Below are 18,170 nucleotides of genomic sequence, written 5' to 3' on the forward strand. Positions count from 1 at the left end.
GCGGGATGCAGAAGGGGGCGCAGTGGGGAACTTCGGCTTCCTCGAGGCTAGTTGGCCGGACCTCCACGCGGAGTCGGATCGGGCGGAACGGTTCGCCTTCGTCGACCCGCGAACGTCCTGCTTCTACGCGCGCCGCGCGCTGGAGCTCACGCTTCTCTGGCTCTACACCGCCGACGCGACGCTGACGCCGCCATACAAGGACGACCTGGCGGCGATGCTCTACGAGCCGACACTGCGGACGCTCGTCGGCCCGGCGCTGCAAGCCAAGATGGACGTGATCCGTCGGCAGGGCAACGCCGCAGTCCACCGCCCCAAGCCGGTGTCCTCCCAGCAGTCTCTGGCCACGGTTCGCGAGCTCTTCCATGTCCTGTACTGGGTGGCACGCACCTACGCCACGGACACTCAGCACCCTCCGGCGTCGCTGGCCTTCTCCGCCGACGCCGTCCCTCGCCCGGGCGACGTGCGGGCCAAGACCCAGGCCGAGCTCAAGGACCTCAGTGACCGGCTCGCCGCGCAGGACGCGGACCTGGTTGCCGCACGGGAGCGCGCCGAGCAGTCCGAGGCGGTCGCCGCGGCCCGTGACCTCGAGATCGCGCTCCTACGGACCCAGGTCGCGGCTGCCAAGGCGCGGCACTCCCAGGAGCCCGACGTCCACGACTACGACGAGGCCTTGACCCGGGACCTGTTCGTCGACCTGATGCTCAGCGAAGCAGGCTGGGCGCTGGACCAGGCCCGTGACCGCGAGTTCGAGGTCACCGGCATGCCCAACGCCCAGGGCAAGGGCTTCGTCGACTACGTGCTCTGGGGAGACGACGGCAAGCCCCTGGCCGTGGTGGAAGCCAAGCGGACCCGCAAGGACGCCATCGTCGGCCAGCAGCAGGCCAAGCTCTACGCCGACTGCCTCGAGGCGACCTTCGGTCAGCGCCCGGTGATCTTCTACACCAATGGGTACGAGCACTGGCTGTGGGACGACCTGCGCTACCCGCCCCGCCAGGTCCAGGGCTTCTACAGCAAGTCCGAGCTCGCCCTGCTGATCGCACGTCGCTCAACGCGGGCACCACTGGCCCTGACCGACATCAACGCGAGCATCGCGGGCCGGCCCTACCAGCAGCGGGCGATCAGGGCGATCGACGAGCACTTCGAGCACGACAAGCAGCGCGCGTCTCTCTTGGTCATGGCAACCGGGGCTGGCAAGACCCGCACCGTGATCGCCCTGGTCGATCAGCTGATGCGCGCCAACTGGGCCAAGCGGGTCCTGTTCCTCGCCGACCGGGTAGCGCTGGTCACCCAGGCGGTTGGGGCGTTCAAGGAGCACCTGCCTGACTCATCGCCGGTGAACTTGGTCACCGAGAAGGAAGCAGACGGGCGGGTCTACGTCTCGACCTACCCGACCATGATGGGCGTGATCAATCAGAGCGACGGGGCCGGGCGACGGTTCGGACCCGGGTACTTCGACCTCATCGTCATCGACGAGGCCCACCGGTCCGTCTACCAGAAGTACGGCGCGATCTTCACCTGGTTCGACTCCCTGCTGGTTGGCCTGACGGCCACGCCCAAGGACGAGGTGGACCACAACACCTACCGCCTGTTCGGCCTGGAAGACGGTGTCCCCACCGACGCCTACAGCCTGGATGAGGCTGTCGCCGAGGGATATCTCGTCCCGCCTCGTGCGGTCTCCGTGCCGCTGAAGTTCCAGCGTCAGGGCATCCGGTACCACGACCTGTCCGAGGCCGAGCGCGACGAGTGGGATGCCCTGGACTGGGGCGAGGAAGACCCGCCCGATGCCGTGACCGCCGAGGCGTTGAACGGGTGGCTGTTCAACGCAGACACCGTCGACCAGGTCCTCAAGGTCCTGATGACCCACGGGCACAAGGTCGCCGGTGGAGACCGCCTCGGCAAGACGATCATCTTCGCGAAGAACACCGACCACGCGAACTTCATCTCCGCCCGGTTCGACCTGGCCTACCCCGAGTACGCCGGTCACTTCGCCCGCATCATCACCTACAAGACCGAGTACGCCCAGAGCCTGATCGACGACCTCTCCAACTCCGATAAGGCGCCGCACATCGCCATCTCGGTCGACATGCTCGACACGGGCATCGACATCCCCGAGGTCGTCAATCTCGTCTTCTTCAAGCTCGTGCGATCGGTCTCCAAGTTCTGGCAGATGCTCGGCCGCGGCACCCGCCTTCGCCCCGACCTGTTCGGCCCCGGCCAACACAAGACAGACTTCCTCGTTTTCGACTTCTGTCAGAACCTGGAGTTCTTCAACGCCGACCCGGCTACCGTCGACCGCACCCGGGCCCCCTCGCTGGGCGAGCGGCTATTCGGCGCCCGTACGGAACTGGTGACTGCCCTGGACAAGGCCGGGATCGGCGACGGCCTCGACCCGGGGGAACAGGACGGCACCGTCAGCGAGCGCGCGCTCCGGGCCGAGACCGCCCGCCACCTCCACCACATCGTCCAGGGCATGAACCTGGACAACTTCGTGGTCCGCCCCGCACGCCGCTGGGTCGAGTTCTACGCCGACGACGCAGCCTGGACCCACCTGAGCCCTGAGGAGGCCGCCGAAGCCGTCGAACACCTCGCCGGCCTGCCCAGCGCGGTTCGCGACGACGACGAGCGAGCCAAGATGTTCGACCTGCTCACCCTGCGCCTGCAGCTCTCGCTCCTAGATTCCGACCCCGGTGCGGACCGGATTCGTCGCCAGGTCCAGCAGATCGCCACCGGGCTCCTGGAGCAGACCACCATCCCCGTCATTAAGGCACAGGAGGCCCTGCTGGCGGAGGTCGCGGGCGAGGAGTGGTGGGTCGATGTGACCCTTCCGATGCTCGAGCTGATGCGCCGGCGACTGCGCGGCCTGGTCAAGCTCCTCGAACGCGCCAAGCAGGCCAAGGTGTACACCGATTTCGCTGACGAGCTCGGCGAGATGCAGGAGATCGAGCTGCACCGGGCCGCACCCGCGGTAGATGTCGACCGGTTTCGTGCCAAGGCTCGTGAGTACCTGCGCGCCCATCTGGACCACGTCGCCCTTCAGAAGGTCCGCCGCAACCGTCAGCTCACCTTGGACGACCTCAGCGAACTCGAGCGGATGCTCCTCGAGGCCGGCGTCGGCGATGCCGAGGAGCTCGCCAAGGCGAGCGCGGTGTCCAACGGCCTCGGCGTCTTCGTCCGATCACTGGTCGGGCTGGAACGCGACGCCGCGTCCGAAGCGTTCTCCCGCTTCCTCAACGGGGCCACCTACACCCGGGCCCAGATCGACTTCGTGTGGACAATCGTCACCCACCTCAGCGAGAACGGCGTGATGGACGCTGAACGACTCTACGAGCCGCCCTTCACCGACTCGGCGCCCACCGGCCCGGACGGGCTCTTCAGTGGATCAGACATCGACGACCTCGAGTCGGTGCTCCACGAGGTGCACCGCACAGCGAACCCCGGTGAGGTCGCATGACCGGCGAGGGCGCCGGGACGATGACGCCCTTCGACTTCGACCTCGACGAGGCGAAGTCGGCCGAACCGCTGATACTGACCGCAGACGAGGCCAAGGCGTCCGTCGAGCACCTGTTCCAAGAGGCCATCCGTCACGGTTCCGGGACCGCCTACGGGCAACTGCTGCGGCAGATCGCCGCCTTCCGCCAGTACAAGCCGACGAACGCCCTGCTGGCCCAGCTCCAACTCCCCGGCGCCGTCTACGTCCTGCCGGCGCACCGCTGGGAGACCAGATTTGGGCGGGTCATCAAGCCCGGCCAGCGACCCCTGGTCATGCTGCAGCCCTTCGGACCGGTCATGTTCGTCTACGACGTATCGCAGACCATCCCGCTGCCTGGCGCACCACGGCTCCCGCCGGAGGTCCTCCACCCCTACGAGATGCCGCCCATGGTCAACGCCGACGCAGCCGTCGCCTGGCTCACCGCCAACGCCGTCGCCGACCGAGTCCGGGTCACCCGGGTGCCGTCAGCGGCGCAGCGGGCCGGGTGCATCTACGTATCCAGCACGATGCAGCACCAGCGGGCTGTGACGAAGAGCGGCCAGGGAACCGCACTGGTGCCCGTCCGCTACGAGGTCGAGCTCAACGATGCCTTCACCTCAACCGAGTCGCTCGCGACCCTGGCTCACGAGCTCGGTCACCTGTACTGCGGTCATGTCGGGACGCACGACAAGGACCTGTGGCCCTCGCGCACGCGCCTGGACCGGGCGAGCGAGGAAGTCGAGGCCGAGTCCGTCGCCTACCTGGTCTGCCTGAGACTCGACTCGACGGCGTCGGTCCCGCCACACCTCTATCAGTACATCGAAGCCGACCAGCCGCTTCCGCCATTCGCGTTCGAGCGCGTCATGACCGCTGCCGGCCGAGTGCTGGAGATGGCGCAGGGATGGGCCCCGCGGCGCTCCAAGACACCGCCGAGAAGCCCCCAGCGGCTGTTCAGTGACCAGGGCCCTGTCCGTCCTGAGAACGCCGAGCCAGGAGCACGCTGATGCGCACCTTCCTCCTCACCTACAACTCGCAGCGCTGGCAGATCCCCGAGGCGGCGTGGTTCAGCGACCTCGAAGCAGTGCAGGCAGGTGCCCGGGTGGGTGGACGGTGGTCGACCGGCACTCGCACCGACATGACCGTTGGTGATCGGGTCTATCTCCTGACCCAGGGAGTCGAGCCGCGCGGCATCGTCGCGAGCGGCTGGACGATCGATGAGCCGGACCAGGACGAGCACTGGGACGGAGGAGGCGGCACCGCGAACTACGTGGAGGTCGAGTGGGACTTCATGGTCCCGATCGACGAGCCACTGCTGACAGCGAACTTGCTCATCAACGTGCCCGAGGTGCCGTGGAAGTACCTGCTCGGCAGCGGTGTCGAGGTAGCTCCCCAAGCTGCGCGCCGACTCAACGAGCTCTGGCGAGGCCACGTGGCCGGACGGGAGCTACCTGGACCCACCAAGGGTGGGCGCGGCCGCAGCCAGGGTCGCGTCACTGACGCCGTCGCCCGCGCAGCCATCGAGAATCACGCCCAAGCGTTGCTCAGCGCGCACTACGAAGCCGACGGATGGGTCGTTACCGACACCCGCCACGGAAACCCCTACGACGCCGAGGCACGAAAGGGCGACCAGACCTTGTACCTGGAAGCCAAGGGCACTCAGGGCGATGGCGCTGCTGTCCTAGTCACCGCGGGGGAAGTCCGGTTTGCTCAGGACCACCCGGGTCAGTGCGTGATGGGTGTCGTCACCGGCATCCGACTCGATCCAACCGCGGTCGCCGCCGGCGGCGAGCTCCGCATCCTGCCGTGGGCGCCGGAGGACGACCAGCTCGAGCCGGTCACGATGCGTTGGACGCCCAAGACCGTCAGCAGCCCTTGACCACGGGCCGCCGTCTCTGCGGTGTGCGGGATGGGGCGTGGCTGCCTGAGACCGCCTCTGACCTTCTGCCGACATGAGCCGTCAAGATGCGTGACTAGACCGCCTGGCGAGCGGGCGAGCCGGCCGCACGCCTGCGCTCGACGAACTCGTTCACCTCGACGACCGGGACCTTGCGTAGCCGGCCGATGGTGATCGTGGCGAGCTGGCCAGAGGCGATCAGCTCGTAGATCATCGTCCGGCCGATGTCGAGTCGCTCGGCGGCGTCCTCGACGGACAGCAAGACGCGGGGGTCCGGGCGCACCGTCACGTTGACGATGCGCGCGCCGCCGGAGTTCCCGCCGTCTGGGCGACGTCGACGCGGAGTGAGCTTGAGTGTCGTGGTCGAGGTTGCGGCGTCCATGGCGGACCTCCTATCGATGTCGGGAGACCAGCCTGCGGCGGCGCTGTTGCCAAGCATCTGACCGTGCGCCGGGGTGGATGTGAGCGCCCTTCGAGGGGGCCCGATTACTCGGTGCGCCGAGCCATGCCGCTCTTGCCAGGAGTCTGACCAAACGGCGCACGAGAGCTTCGGCGCGAACCGCTGACCTGCGGCGACACCACGGTCAGACCTCTGGCAATACCCTCCGCGCACCGTGGCCGGTGTCCATGACGACACCGGAGGCGACCATGAGCGATCTCGACGACGACGCCCGCGACGTCCGAACGCGGATCACCTTGCGTGACCACGACCAGCTGCGCCGCACGCTGGTCCGGATCGAGGCGGAGGGCTGGGACGGGCCCACGGGACGTGGCCTCCTGGAGTTCGTCCGGCAGGACATGATCCGCCGGATGGTCGTCGGGCTCGGCCTGCGCGGTACGGCCGCGTACGAGGCTGAGGCGACGGGGTGGGCGGCCGCGTGGGAGGCGCTGAACGCCCCGCGGCTCGCCGAGGCCGAGCTGCCATGGTCTCTGGTCCACGCCGCCGCGCGACGTGCAGTGCTCGGCGAGCTACTTGCCGCCCGGTACGCGACGGGCGTCCGTCGTGCCTGGGAGATCCGCAACGCGACGCGCGGCTCGGGCTGCGATCCTCGGGTAGTGCCGGTCGACGACCTGACCGGCATCACCGAGGGGCGAGAGGCTACCGCCGACGGCGCGAGCGGTCTGCTGGACGCAGCCCTCAGCCTCCTGCGCGACCGACTGGTCGAGCTCGGCTGGGACGATCTCGCGCTGGATGCGGTTGTCGACGCACTGCTCGACGCGCGGCTCACAGTGGGGTCGGGCGGGGCGTGCACCGGCTGGCGACCGCTGTCCGCCGACATCGGTGTCGCGCCATGGCGGGTTCGCCGGTTGGCCGTCGCGCTGCTCGGTGGTCCGCAGTGGCCCGGGATGATCGCCCGTGTGGTCCGCGAGGGCGCCGGTGTCTTGGAGTCACGGACCGGGCGCGCGGCGCTCGAATCGACCGTTCGCCGACGCTGGCGATCGCCGCTGCTCCAGGCCGAGCGTGCCGCCGCCGTGACCCCGGCAGACCGGGGGACGTCGACGGTGAGGGCACCCTCGTGACGGTCATTGCGGCGAACTCATGGCCGGCGGCGTCGCGTCTTCTGCGATCCCGCGCACCCCAGTAGGTATGGGACCCATCGGCTTCGTTCACAGCGCCCGCGCTGAGCACGATATCCACAGATGCTTAGGTCAACACCGACCAGCACTGCATCGCGGCCGTCCACTTTGGTGGCATGAGTACGACCGCAGGCGCTTTCACTCGCCGATGATAGCGACGCTGGGGCTTCCCCATTCCGGCCTGCGGGTGTCCAATGGGCGAATCGTCGCGGTCGAGATCATCGTCCGCGGGGGTCGTAGGGGGCGGTCGGGACGAGGGGGTCTCCGATGACGACGAAGTCGAGGTGCGAGCGCGCGGCACTCGGGTGGTGCCTCGCAGCCATCGTGCTCGCAGGGTGCACGGATGTTGCTCCCGAGCCGACCGAACCCACTTTCCCGCCCCCGACGTCAACCCCGACTCCGACCACTGCGTCGCCGACACCGACCATCGACCCCGAGGTTGCCGCCGCCGAGGAAGCGATCCTCGAGGCGTACGAGGGCTATTGGGCCGCGAAGGTCGCCTCGTACGCCGACCCGACGCAGCCCCAAGACCCGACGCTCGCCGTCTTCGCCGACGACACCGCCCTCACCGATGCCCAGTCGACGATCTTCACGCTTCGAGAGAACGGCATCGTGATCCCCGGCGAACCCGTCCTCTCGCCTGTGGTGTCCGAGGTCGTGCTCGCCCCGGACGCATCGGCGACGATCACCGACTGCGTCGACGCAGCGAACTGGCAGCCGATGTACGTCGCTACCGGTGAGAGCGCAGCGGCGCCGGACCAGGCGCTGCGGGTGGTCACGGTGTCGACGGCCTTCGTCATCGACGGCAGTTGGCGAATCCGGACCTCGGTCGTCCACCGGGACCAGACATGTTGAGGCGTGTGGCAGGCGTCGTGGCACTCGCCGTTGGGCTCACGCTCACGGCCCTACCGGCGGCGGCGGCCGGTGAGGTGGCGTGCCCGGTCGACCTGCCGAACTGCATCGTCACCGTCGAGAACCGTGGATCAGCGGGCAGCACGACGGGCGGGACGGTGTCCACGGGTGGGTCGAGTGGCGACGCGCGGGTGTGCCGACTTCCCTACCGTGACGAGGTCGTCGACTGCTACGACGACGACTGGGGTTGGTTCAGCAACGTCGACAGCTGCTACTACCGCCTCCGTGACCCGCAGCCTCCGGCGAACGACATCGTCTGGCAGGGGCGCCACCCTGAGGGCGCGATCTATGTGGTGACGTGCATGGACAGGATCTCCCCGGGATCCAACGGTGGCTGGACCTGGCTCGCCACTCCACCGAACGGATACGGCGCGCCGTCGGTGACACCCGCTGAGCTCGCACAGCGCGCCGTCGAACAGATGGCACTGGCTGGTCCCGCGATCGGCACGACGGTCGACGGTGGCCAGCTCGGTCTGGTGGGCGTCCCCGTGTGGCTCTGGACCCAGGTCACGCCCACGACGTGGGGGCCGACCACGACGACAGCCTCGGTGCCCGGGCTTGCGGTGACTGCGACCGCGCACGCGATCCAGATCGCTTGGGACATGGGCGACGGCACCAGCTTCGTGTGCACCAACCCGGGGACCCCCTACATCGCCGGCGAGGTGCACTCGCCGACCTGCGAGCACATCTACACCTGGCCATCGCTCAACGAGCCCGACGAGGCATACACCGTCACAGGCACCACGACCTGGTCGGTCTCGTGGTCCGGCGGCGGCACCAGCGGAACCTTGACCGTCACCCGCACAGCGCAGACATCGGTGCGCATCGGCGAGCTGCAGGTGCTCGTCTCCGGCTGAGTCAGTGCCCCCGGCAAGGGGCAAGAGCGTCATCGGAGAAACCATGGCGACCAACAACCTCATCACCGCCAGGCGCCGAACATCTGCGGCCCCAGGCTCGGCCCCAGAGTCCGGCGCCACGCGGGCGCCGATGATCGCACCGACGCGGCAGCGGCGCCGCGCAGGCCTCATCGCCGCTGCGGTGCTTCTGGCACTGCTCGGCGCCATGGCTGCGACGACCATCGGCGCGCGTCTCAGTGACCGGCAAGACGTCCTCGTCCTCGCGCGGGATGTGCCGTTCGGCGCTCCCATCACGGCCGACGACGTCACCGTCACGTCCGTCGCCGTGGAGCCGGAGATCGATGTGATCACTGCCGGTTCGCTCGGCGACGTCGTCGGCAGTGTCGCTGCGGGCGACCTGCGGGCCGGCGGGCTGATCAGCAGCGGCATGCTGCGGGAAACTGCACCACCCGAGACCGGTCAGGTGCTCGTGCCGATCGCAGTCCCAGCCAAGCGTCTCCCAGCCGGAGGGCTCGTTGCGGGGTCGCGCCTGGAGGTCGTCGACACACCCACCTCCCGTGCGACGGCCGAGGGCGGTGCTCCGCCGACAACACCGCGGGCGTTCACCGTCGAGGTGGTGCGGCTCGGTGAGCCTGACGTCAACGGGGTATCGATGCTGGACGTCGTCGTCGAGCAGGGTGACGGCCGGGGTCTCGCCGCCCTCGTGGCGACGGAGCAGTTCGCCCTGGTCCTGCTGGCGGAGGGGAGCGACCGATGAGTCTGGTTTCGCTCTGCTCGGTCACGGGCAGCCCGGGGGTCACGACGACCGCCATGGCCATGGGCACGGTCTGGCCGGTGGTCACGGGGCGGCGGGTCGTAGTGCTCGACGCCGACGCGTCGGGCTCCGGCGTGCTGCCCGGCTACCTACGCGGCGCGGTGCCATCGGCCGGCGGGGTGCTGCGGCTTGCGGCCACAGGTGCACGCACGGCACAGACGCTCCTGGAGCACTGCGTGGCGTGGGACGAGGACCACTCGAGACTCCTCCTGGTGGGTGTGACCACTTCGGTGGAGGCCCGTGGGCTGGGCGGGTTGTGGCACACGGTCACCGACCTCGTTCCCGACCTCGACCAGCTCGGGGTGGACCTGGTGGCCGACGTCGGGCGACTGGAACACGTCTCCGAGCCCACGCCTCTGCTGGAGCGCGCCGGCTCGGCCGTGGTCGTGACGCGTCCGACGCTCGGTGGCGTGCTGGCCGCGTCGGCCGGACTGGAGCGACTGAGGACCCTGCGGGGACCGGTGAGGGCGACGTCGGCGATGCTGGTCGGCGAACGGAGGCCCTACAGCGCGGACGAGGTGCGCCACGAGCTCGGGGTCGACCGGCTGCCGGTCCTCTCGTGGGACCCGCGGGCCGCGGAACGACTGCACAGCGGTGAGTTCCTCGGTCGAGGACCGCTCCTACGCACCCAGCTGATGCGCTCGGCCAGCGTCGTGGTCGAGGCCCTGCGCCCGGCTGTTCTCGACCTGGCAGGGGGCCCGCGATGAGTGACGAACCCAGCACCCCCCGGCCCGACCCTCGATACGCGACACCGCTCGACCCCTCCGTCGGCATCCCCGACCCCGTACTGGTCGCCCAGCTGCGTCGCGTGGTCGCCCCTCAGCTCGCGGGCCTTCTCAGTGCCCGGCCTTCGACGTCGGTGCCGCTCACCGACGATGCACGTCGGGAGCTCGCCCGCTCGCTGATCGTCAAGGAGATGGGCAAGCGCGAGCACGAGCGGATGCGGGAAGGCACGCCGCCAATGGGTCGTGACGACCATCGTGCGGTCACTGCCGCTGTGCTCGCGGCGCTCTTCGGGCTGGGACGGCTCCAGCCGTTGGTCGACGACCCGGCCGTGGAGAACATCGAGGTCGACGGGTGCGAGACCGTCTGGCTCTCCTACTCCGACGGGCGCGACGTCCCCGGACCGGCCGTCGCGGCCTCCGACGCCGACCTCATCGAGATGATCCAGCTTCTGGCTGCGCGCAGCGGAGGCGCCGAACGCTCGTTCACCCCCGCGCACCCGGCGCTGCACCTTCGCCTGCCGGACGGCTCGCGTCTGGCCGCCGTCGCGTGGCTCACCCCGCGACCCCACGTCGTCATCCGCCGCCACCGCGTGACCGACGTCGACCTGGACGACCTGGTCAGGCTGGGAACTGTCGACACCGTGCTCGCGTCGTTCCTGCGTGCCGCAGTGCGCGCCGGGCGGAACATCGTCGTCACCGGCCTGCAGAACGCCGGCAAGACGACGCTCGTGCGGGCGCTTGCCAACGAGTTCGACCCGATGGAGCGCTTCGCCACGATCGAGAAGGAGTACGAGCTCCATCTGCACGACCTGCCCGAGCGCCACCCGCGCCTTGTCGCGATGGAGGCCCGCGAAGGAACCGCCGAGGTGGACACGCACGGGGCGCACGCGGGGGAGATCACCCTGGCCCAGCTGGTCACCGACGCCCTGCGGATGAACCTGCGCCGGATCATCGTCGGCGAGGTCCGGGGCCCGGAGATCATCCCGATGCTGGAGGCGATGTCCACCGGCGACGGATCGATGTGCACGCTCCACGCCCGCACCGCGGACCACGCGATCGATCGCATCGTCACTCTGTGCCTGATCTCCGGGCTGCAGATCGCCGAAGCCTTCGCCTACCGGCTGCTCGCCGGCGCCGTCGACCTGGTGGTGCACATCACCCTGCGCGACGACTCCACAGACGGCGGCGCCAAGCACCGATTCGTCTCGACCGTCCTGGAGATCGGCGCGCTGGGGGAGTCCCACCGACCGGTCACGACCACTGTGTTCGCCCCGGGCGCCGACGGCCGCGCCGTGCCGACCCACCGACCGGACTGCCTGCCCAAGTTGATCCGCGCCGGGTTCGACCCGTCGCTCTTCGAGCATCGCTCCGGGACCTGGGCACACCCGCTCCCACCTCAGGGGGAACGATGACCACCCTCGTGCTCGGACTCGCGGGCGCCTGCCTGGGCCTCGCCGTGCTGGCGACCGCCTTCGCGGTGCGCCCGGACCTGCTGCCCACGCCTCGCGTGTGGGATCCACGGCGCCGGTGGCGGCAGTCGCGCGTCCAGCCAGGATGGGCCGCCTGGCGCTGGCCCGCCGCGGTGTTGGTCGGGCTCGTTGTTGTCGCAGCCTCGCGCTGGTTGGTCGCCGGAGTGCTCGTCGCAGCCGCCGTCGTCGGGCTACCGGCGATCTTCACGACGTCCCAGACGGCCGCGGCACGGATCGACCGGGTGGAGGCGATCGAGGAGTGGACCCGCCGACTCGCGGACCTGCTGCGCAGCGGCGTCGGACTCGACCAGGCGCTGGTGAGCTCGGCCTCGACCGCGCCCGAGCGACTCCAGCCACAGATCCAGGCACTTGCCGCGCGCTTGCTGGCCAGGTGGTCCACCCGCGACGCACTGATCGCACTGGCCGACGACATCGACGACGCCGCGGGTGACCTGGTCGTCGCGGCGATGCTCCTGGCCTCCGAACGTCGTGGACCGGGACTCGCCACGGCCCTTGCTGCGGCCGCCGACTCGGTGGCGGCGGAGGTGGCTTCGCGACGGGCGGTCGAAGCCGAGCGGGCCAAGCCGCGCACGACAGCGCGCGCGGTCACCCTCATCACCCTGGGCGTGGTGGCGGTCGGCTCCCTCAACGGCGAGTACCTCGCGCCCTACAGGGAGCCGCTCGGCCAACTGGTCCTCATCCTGCTCGCCTCCGGGTTCGCGGCATGCTTGTGGTGGATTCGGACGCTGACCCTCGCAGCCCCTACTCCGCGCGCACTGTCCGGTGCTGCCACCGGTCGTGACGGGGAGGTGTCGCGATGATCCTCTGGCAGGCCCTCGTCCTCGGCGGCATGTTCGCCTCCGCTGCCGTGCTGCTGTACGCCGGGCTGGTTCCCGCGCCACCCGACCTGCACGCCGCGATGGAACGCCTCCGGTCGACCGGTGCGCCTGACCCTGTGGCCAGCGCGCGAGGTCCCGCCTGGTGGCGCTCGCTCCGCGCGCGGTGGGCACCGCCGCTGATCCGCAGCCTCGGTTTGCGGCGCTACGCGGCCGACCTGGCGATGCTGGACCAGACGGTGGAGGACCTCGTCGTCCGCAAGATGGGGTACGCCGTGCTTGGCGCGGTTTTCCCCGTGCTTCTCGGCGCCGGACTCACGGTCATGGGCGTCCGGACACCCGTGGTCGTCTCGGCGCCGCTGGTGCTCGTGTGCGCAACCGTGCTGTTCTTCGTCCCCGACCTCGACCTGCGCCGTTCGGCCCACGCGGCGCGCGACCGAATGCGGCACGCCGTCAGCCTCTACCTCGAGCTCGTCGCCCTCGAACGCCTCGCCGACGGCGGCATGACGCAGTCGCTCGAGCGAGCCGCCACGATCGGCACCACGCGCGAGCATGACCTGATCCGTGCCGCACTGCTGCGCGCCGAGCTCGACGGCCGACCGGCGTGGTCGGCCCTCAACGACATCGCCGAACGCACCGGGGTGCGCGAGCTCGGCGACGTCGGCGACATCATGCGCGTCGCCGGCTCTGACGGCGCCGCGGTCTACACCACGCTGCGCGCCCGAGCCCAGGCGTTGCGCACCCAGCTGCTCAGTAGCGCCACCGCGGCCGCCAACACTGCCTCCGAGCACATGGTCATCCCGGTCTCGCTGCTCGGCGTGATCTTCATGGGCCTCATCGCCTATCCCGCACTTGCCCGCATCGTCTTCGGTTGACCGAGAGGAGCCCTCATGTCCACCTTCGTCGCGGTAATCGTCCTCCAGGGTTACATCGCCGGATGCCGTCGCTGGGTACGTGACCACGCGCCGACCGGCGACGTCGGGGCGTCGACCCTCGAACTCGTCATCATCGTGCTGGGGCTGATCGCCGTCGCCACGCTGCTGGTCGTCGCCATCACGGCTGCGGTCCAGCGCCGGGTCGACCAGATCACGTAGCCGACCATGAGCTCCCGTCGACGAGCGCAGCGAACCCCGGCCCGGAGGTGCCGTTGGTCTGCCTCCAAGGGGGATCGCGGGTCGATGTCGCTCGAGCTCGCGATCGCGTTCCCCGTCGTGCTGCTGCTGATCACTGCATTGATGCAGTACGGCCTGTGGTACTTCGCCCGCACCGTGGCGCTCGCCGCGGCGCAAGAGGGCGTCAGCGCCGCGCGGGTGCTCGACGCGGCACCCGCCGAGGGTGCCGAGCGGGCCGCGCAGTACCTCGAGCAGAACGGTGCCGACATGCTCGTCGACCCGTCCGTCGTGGTGAGAAGCCCGACGGCCGGAGTGGTCGCGATTGAGGTCAGCGGACAGTCGCTGTCGCTGATCCCGGGTGTGGCGCTGACCGTGACGCAGTCGGCCCAAGGCCCGGTGGAGTCGTTCGTCGATGCGGGTGCACCGTGAGTGCGCATGGTCCCGTCCGGCGTCGGGTGGGTGCGACACGCGACGACGCAGGATCGATCACGCTCGAGCTTGCGATCCTGGCCCCGGTGCTGCTCCTGCTCCTGGGCCTGCTGATCTTCGCCGGCCGTGTTGGTGTCGCCCGGTCGGCGGTCGACCACACTGCCGCGGTCGCAGCTCGGGACGCCTCGATGGCGCGCAGCGCCGACGGGGCGAGGAACGCCGCGAACGAGGCGATACTTCGCGAACTCGGATCGCAGGACGTTGACTGCACGTCGGCGAGCGTCGCGGTGGACGCGACGGGTTTCTCCGCGTCACTCGGACAGCCCGCGGTTGTCCAGGTCACCGTGACGTGTGTCGTGAGCGTCGCGGACCTGGCCCTGCCAGGGCTCCCGGGGCAGCGGGTCCTCACCTCCACCTTCGTCTCGCCTCTGGATGCTCACCGTGGCCGCCCGTAGTCGCGTGCGTCGGCTGCAGCGGACGCGGGGAGGAGCTGTTCGGCGATGGTGGGCGGCTCGCACCGATGACGGCCTTGAGGCGGGCTCGATGACCGTGTTCTTCGCGATCACAGTCCTGGGCTTGCTGCTCTTGGTTGGTCTGATCGTCGACGGCGGCGCCAAGCTACGCGCTACCCAGCGAGCCGACGCGGTCGCTGCCGAAGCCGCTCGCGCCGCGGGCCAGGTGATCGACCTACCCGCCGCGGTGGCCGGCCAGGGCGTGAGCGTCGATCTCGTCGGGGCGGTCGCCGCCGCGTCCGCCTACCTCGACGCCGCGGGTCTCGCGGGCACGGTCCAGGTGGCCGACGACCGTACGCACCTTGCTGTCACGACCACCGCCGAGAGTCCCACCGTCTTCCTCGGCCTGATCGGGGTGTCGACCATGACCGTGACCGGGCACGCCGAGGTTCAGCTCGCCCACGCGATCTCCGGGAGCGGACCATGACGACGGCTACGCGTCACACCTCCGAGCGGAACCTCGCCACGCTGTGGCGGGGCATGGGTGCGTTGGTCACCCTCGCGGTGCTGCTCGTCGGGGTGCCCGTCTTGCTCGCAGTCCTCTCACCCGTCCGGTTGCCGTCCCGTGGGCCGACGTGGGACGAGGTGGTTGGCGCCTGGACGCGGCCCGACGACGGCACAGTCGTGTGGGGGATCATGACGGCCGGCGCCTGGGTGTGCTGGCTGGTCTTTGCGCTCCAGGTCGTCGCGAGCCTGATCGCGACGGTTCGTGCGACGGAGCTCCCGGCCATCCGGGGTCTGGGGTGGCTCCAGCAGGGCGCCACGACGTTGGTCACAACGGCATTGCTGGTCCTGACGACGTACGGACCGAGCCTGTCGGTTGGTGCGGGCGAGTCGGCGGTGGCGGCGGCGCGGCTACTACCCGCGGCACCGCCCGGCGAGGGCCGCGGCCTCGTGGCCACGCCTGTCGCAGCCGACCCCGGAGACGGTGCCGGGGTTTGGCGGGTGGAGCGTCCGCCGATCGTCCCGGCGAGCGACCCGGGTCCTGATGTCGTCGACCTCCATCCCTCGGTCACCGTTCGCCTGGGGGACACGCTCTGGGACCTGGCCGAGAGGCACCTCGGCTCGGGGCATCGCTACGTCGAGATCGTCACGCTCAACCACGGGACGCCACAGGCTGACGGTCTCGCACTCACCGACGAGCACTGGATCGAAGCGGGCTGGATCCTGCGTCTACCCATCGACGCCACGAACCTCCCGGCCCGGACGCCGCCGTCAGCCGAACTGCAACCGGCTGCGGTCCCCGAGCACGTGGTGGTCCCGGGCAACACCCTCTGGGGCATCGCCGCCGAGCATCTGAACGACGGCGCCCGATTCCCAGAGGTCTTCGACCTCAACGCCGGCGTGACCCAGCCGGACGGATCGAGCCTGACCGACCCGGACCTCATCCGCCCCGGGTGGCGCCTTGCGCTTCCGGCAGAGGCCGCGGTCGCGCCCACTGCCGCACCGAGCGAGCCGGCCGTAGCCGAGGAACCGGCGCCCCGACCCAGTGCCGGCGTCGAACCGCGCGCCATCGCACCTGCACCCGCGGCGGAGGCAGCATCCGCCGCGGAACCGTCAGACGGCGTGAAGGACGGCGCTGCCGTGGCCAGCAATGAGGAATCGGTCAGTGCGGGCGCCGAACCTGGCGTCGTCGATCTCGACGCCGCGCCGCAGCCAAGCACGGCGCTGGTCCTAGGCGTGACCGGCTTCGCGGCAGCGCTCCTGCTCGCTGAGCTGGACCGTCGTCGTCGTCGCCAGCGTCGGCTGCGCCGCACTGGAGAGTCCCTCCCCGTCCCGGCCGTTGGCTCCCCGGGCTCGGTGGCTGAGGCCGAGCTGCGGCGCGCCGTCGTACCGCTCAGCCAACAGGACCTGGACCGCACCTTCCGGCGTCTGCTTCTCAACTGCAGAACCGCGGAGCGCTCACTTCCACGAGTCGTAGCCGTCCTCCTCGACCTTGAGCATGTGGACCTGCTCCTGGCAGCCGATGAAGCCGACGCGGTGGCTCCTTTCGCGTCCGCAGGACCGCGGCGCTGGCGCGCCAGCCATGCCGAGATCCTCAACGCCCCGTCGCATTCCGACGAGGACGACGTCGCCAACCCGTACCCGGTGCTCGTCGGGCTCGGTCAACGCGGCACGGCATCCCTCCTCGCGAACCTGGAGGCTGCCGGAACGCTCTCGATCATCGCCGACACCGAGATGGCAAGCGCAACCTTGCGAGCCTTGGCGTGCGAGCTGGCCTGCCAGCCACTCGAAGGTCACGTCCCGCCCTTCGTCACCGAGGAGCTCGGGGACCTCATCGACACGGATAACCCTGACCTCGTCACCCCGCTCCGCGCGAGGCCTGAGGTGTACCCATCAATACTCGCCGCCTACGCAACCTCGTTCACGGCCCTGGGCGTCAAGGACGTCCTTGCCGCCCGCGGGCTGCCCGGGCAGGCCGACGGGTGGCTCTCCACCGTTCATCTCGGTTCGCCCGTCCCGCCCACCGTCGCGTTGCCGTGGTCCGGGTTGGTGACAGTCGCGGTGGGGGAGCACGGCGGGTGGCGGCTGGTTGTCGACCCAGACGGGAGCGGGCGGCTCGACCCGCTGGGGCTCGACCTTGCCGTCGCCCACCTCCGCGAGGACACCTACCGCAGCCTGCTCACGGCGCTCCGCACCGCCCGTGAGGAGCCGGTCCGGGAGGCGTTGGTCCCACCCGGGGTGATCGAGGAGATCGCCACCGTCCGTGACTCGCTTACCAGCGAGACCGCAGATAGCTCAGACGATTTCGATGCCGCAAGCATTCAGCTGTTGCACCGCGACGCCGAACCCGTCCTAGGGCCACCCGCACCGCGGATCCTCCTCCTCGGCCGACCACTCGTGACTGGGCACGTCGGCGGGCCGGGTGCGAAGCGCGAGCGACGCCTCACGGAGATCGTCGCCTACCTCGCACTCCACCCAGGCGCGTCGACAGAAGCGATCGACGAGATCCTCGGCCGCGGCCAACGTGTCACCGCGAGCACCCGCAACGCGTACATCTCGCGAGCACGCGCCTGGCTGGGAAGGGCGCCGGACGGCACGCCGTACCTGCCGATCCTCACCACGTTCCACAGCTACCGGCTCGACCCAGCCGTGCGGACTGACTGGGATGACTTCCGCGATCTTCTGCGCGCTGGCGTCCAGGCCGATGCCGATGGAGCTCCCGCTCTCCGCGCAGCGCTCGACCTTGTACGGGGTCGCCCGTTCGCTGACGCACCCGTTGGCACCTACGACTGGGCCGAACCACTCGCGCACCAGATGATCGACCAGATCGTCGATGCGGCCCACCTCTACGCAGTGCTCGAGGCGGGGGGTGACTACCGGTCGGTGCGGGAAGCCCTTGCTATCGCACTCAGCGTCGACCCGTGCAACGAGCTGCTGCATCGTGACGCCATCGCCGCCGCGCACCGGGCTGGCGATGTTGCCGAGGTGGACCGGTTGGTCGCTGTCCTGCAGCACCGGGTGTTCGAGATCGACCCTGACGACGGGCTGGAGGAGGAGACGGTCGAACTGCTCGTACAAGTTCGTGGTCGTCGTTCGTGAACGCGCTACCGGTGGCTACT

17 protein-coding genes are annotated in these 18,170 nt (G+C 69.9%); 16 read left to right on the top strand and 1 reads right to left on the bottom strand.

Annotated elements, in window-relative coordinates; translation table 11 throughout:
* Positions 1 to 22: 22 nt before the first annotated feature.
* Genes M1R94_RS20805 through M1R94_RS13655 form a run of 3 tightly spaced genes read left to right on the top strand, consistent with a single transcriptional unit; the run spans position 23 to position 5,345 of the window.
* Complete coding sequence (locus M1R94_RS20805; RefSeq protein WP_249382258.1) at positions 23 to 3,451, top strand: DEAD/DEAH box helicase family protein; 3,429 nt, start codon at positions 23 to 25, stop codon at positions 3,449 to 3,451.
* Complete coding sequence (locus M1R94_RS13650; protein ID WP_249382259.1) at positions 3,448 to 4,473, top strand: hypothetical protein; 1,026 nt, start codon at positions 3,448 to 3,450, stop codon at positions 4,471 to 4,473. Before M1R94_RS20805 ends, M1R94_RS13650 begins: the two co-directional genes overlap by 4 nt.
* Complete coding sequence (locus tag M1R94_RS13655) at positions 4,473 to 5,345, top strand: protein NO VEIN domain-containing protein (RefSeq protein WP_249382260.1); 873 nt, start codon at positions 4,473 to 4,475, stop codon at positions 5,343 to 5,345. The genes M1R94_RS13650 and M1R94_RS13655 overlap by 1 nt, the downstream gene beginning before the upstream one ends.
* Before the next feature lie 94 nt (positions 5,346 to 5,439).
* Here the strand turns inward: M1R94_RS13655 and M1R94_RS13660 are convergent, their stop codons facing one another.
* A complete protein-coding gene (locus M1R94_RS13660) occupies positions 5,440 to 5,745 on the bottom strand; it encodes a helix-turn-helix domain-containing protein (RefSeq protein ID WP_249382261.1) in 306 nt (101 codons plus the stop codon).
* A 266-nt stretch (positions 5,746 to 6,011) separates the two neighbouring features.
* Between M1R94_RS13660 and M1R94_RS13665 the strand changes: the two genes are divergently transcribed.
* From M1R94_RS13665 to M1R94_RS13725, 13 genes are all read left to right on the top strand, one after another.
* The gene (locus M1R94_RS13665; RefSeq protein ID WP_249382262.1) at positions 6,012 to 6,884 is read left to right on the top strand and encodes a hypothetical protein; all 873 of its coding nucleotides are present in this window, start codon (positions 6,012 to 6,014) and stop codon (positions 6,882 to 6,884) included.
* Positions 6,885 to 7,208: 324 nt separating this feature from the next.
* Positions 7,209 to 7,796 (top strand): hypothetical protein, encoded by a 588-nt coding sequence (locus M1R94_RS13670; protein ID WP_249382263.1) that lies wholly within the window; start codon positions 7,209 to 7,211, stop codon positions 7,794 to 7,796.
* A gap of 17 nt (positions 7,797 to 7,813) precedes the next feature.
* Positions 7,814 to 8,710 carry a hypothetical protein gene (locus tag M1R94_RS13675; RefSeq protein WP_249382264.1) on the top strand — a complete coding sequence of 299 codons (897 nt, stop codon included), beginning with the start codon at positions 7,814 to 7,816 and terminating at the stop codon, positions 8,708 to 8,710.
* Between the two features lie 130 nt (positions 8,711 to 8,840).
* Entirely contained in the window at positions 8,841 to 9,467 is a 627-nt protein-coding gene (locus M1R94_RS13680; protein ID WP_249382265.1) for an SAF domain-containing protein, read from the top strand.
* A complete protein-coding gene (locus M1R94_RS13685; RefSeq protein ID WP_249382266.1) occupies positions 9,464 to 10,231 on the top strand; it encodes a hypothetical protein in 768 nt (255 codons plus the stop codon). The genes M1R94_RS13680 and M1R94_RS13685 overlap by 4 nt, the downstream gene beginning before the upstream one ends.
* Positions 10,228 to 11,661: a CpaF family protein gene (locus M1R94_RS13690; RefSeq protein WP_249382267.1), complete on the top strand. Its 1,434-nt coding sequence runs from the start codon at positions 10,228 to 10,230 to the stop codon at positions 11,659 to 11,661. Before M1R94_RS13685 ends, M1R94_RS13690 begins: the two co-directional genes overlap by 4 nt.
* Positions 11,658 to 12,539, top strand: a complete 882-nt coding sequence (locus M1R94_RS13695) for a type II secretion system F family protein (protein ID WP_249382268.1) — start codon at positions 11,658 to 11,660, stop codon at positions 12,537 to 12,539. The genes M1R94_RS13690 and M1R94_RS13695 overlap by 4 nt, the downstream gene beginning before the upstream one ends.
* Positions 12,536 to 13,429: a hypothetical protein gene (locus M1R94_RS13700; RefSeq protein ID WP_249382269.1), complete on the top strand. Its 894-nt coding sequence runs from the start codon at positions 12,536 to 12,538 to the stop codon at positions 13,427 to 13,429. The genes M1R94_RS13695 and M1R94_RS13700 overlap by 4 nt, the downstream gene beginning before the upstream one ends.
* A 15-nt stretch (positions 13,430 to 13,444) precedes the next feature.
* Complete coding sequence (locus M1R94_RS13705; RefSeq protein WP_249382270.1) at positions 13,445 to 13,648, top strand: hypothetical protein; 204 nt, start codon at positions 13,445 to 13,447, stop codon at positions 13,646 to 13,648.
* Between the two features lie 84 nt (positions 13,649 to 13,732).
* Positions 13,733 to 14,095, top strand: a complete 363-nt coding sequence (locus tag M1R94_RS13710; RefSeq protein ID WP_249382271.1) for a TadE family protein — start codon at positions 13,733 to 13,735, stop codon at positions 14,093 to 14,095.
* Between the two features lie 26 nt (positions 14,096 to 14,121).
* Positions 14,122 to 14,550: a TadE/TadG family type IV pilus assembly protein gene (locus M1R94_RS13715; RefSeq protein WP_249382272.1), complete on the top strand. Its 429-nt coding sequence runs from the start codon at positions 14,122 to 14,124 to the stop codon at positions 14,548 to 14,550.
* A gap of 88 nt (positions 14,551 to 14,638) precedes the next feature.
* Entirely contained in the window at positions 14,639 to 15,034 is a 396-nt protein-coding gene (locus M1R94_RS13720) for a pilus assembly protein TadG-related protein (protein WP_249382273.1), read from the top strand.
* Positions 15,031 to 18,150 carry a LysM peptidoglycan-binding domain-containing protein gene (locus M1R94_RS13725; protein WP_249382274.1) on the top strand — a complete coding sequence of 1,040 codons (3,120 nt, stop codon included), beginning with the start codon at positions 15,031 to 15,033 and terminating at the stop codon, positions 18,148 to 18,150. Before M1R94_RS13720 ends, M1R94_RS13725 begins: the two co-directional genes overlap by 4 nt.
* Positions 18,151 to 18,170: the final 20 nt, after the last annotated feature.

The organism is Actinotalea alkalitolerans, from assembly GCF_023369855.1.
GTDB lineage: Bacteria > Actinomycetota > Actinomycetes > Actinomycetales > Cellulomonadaceae > Actinotalea.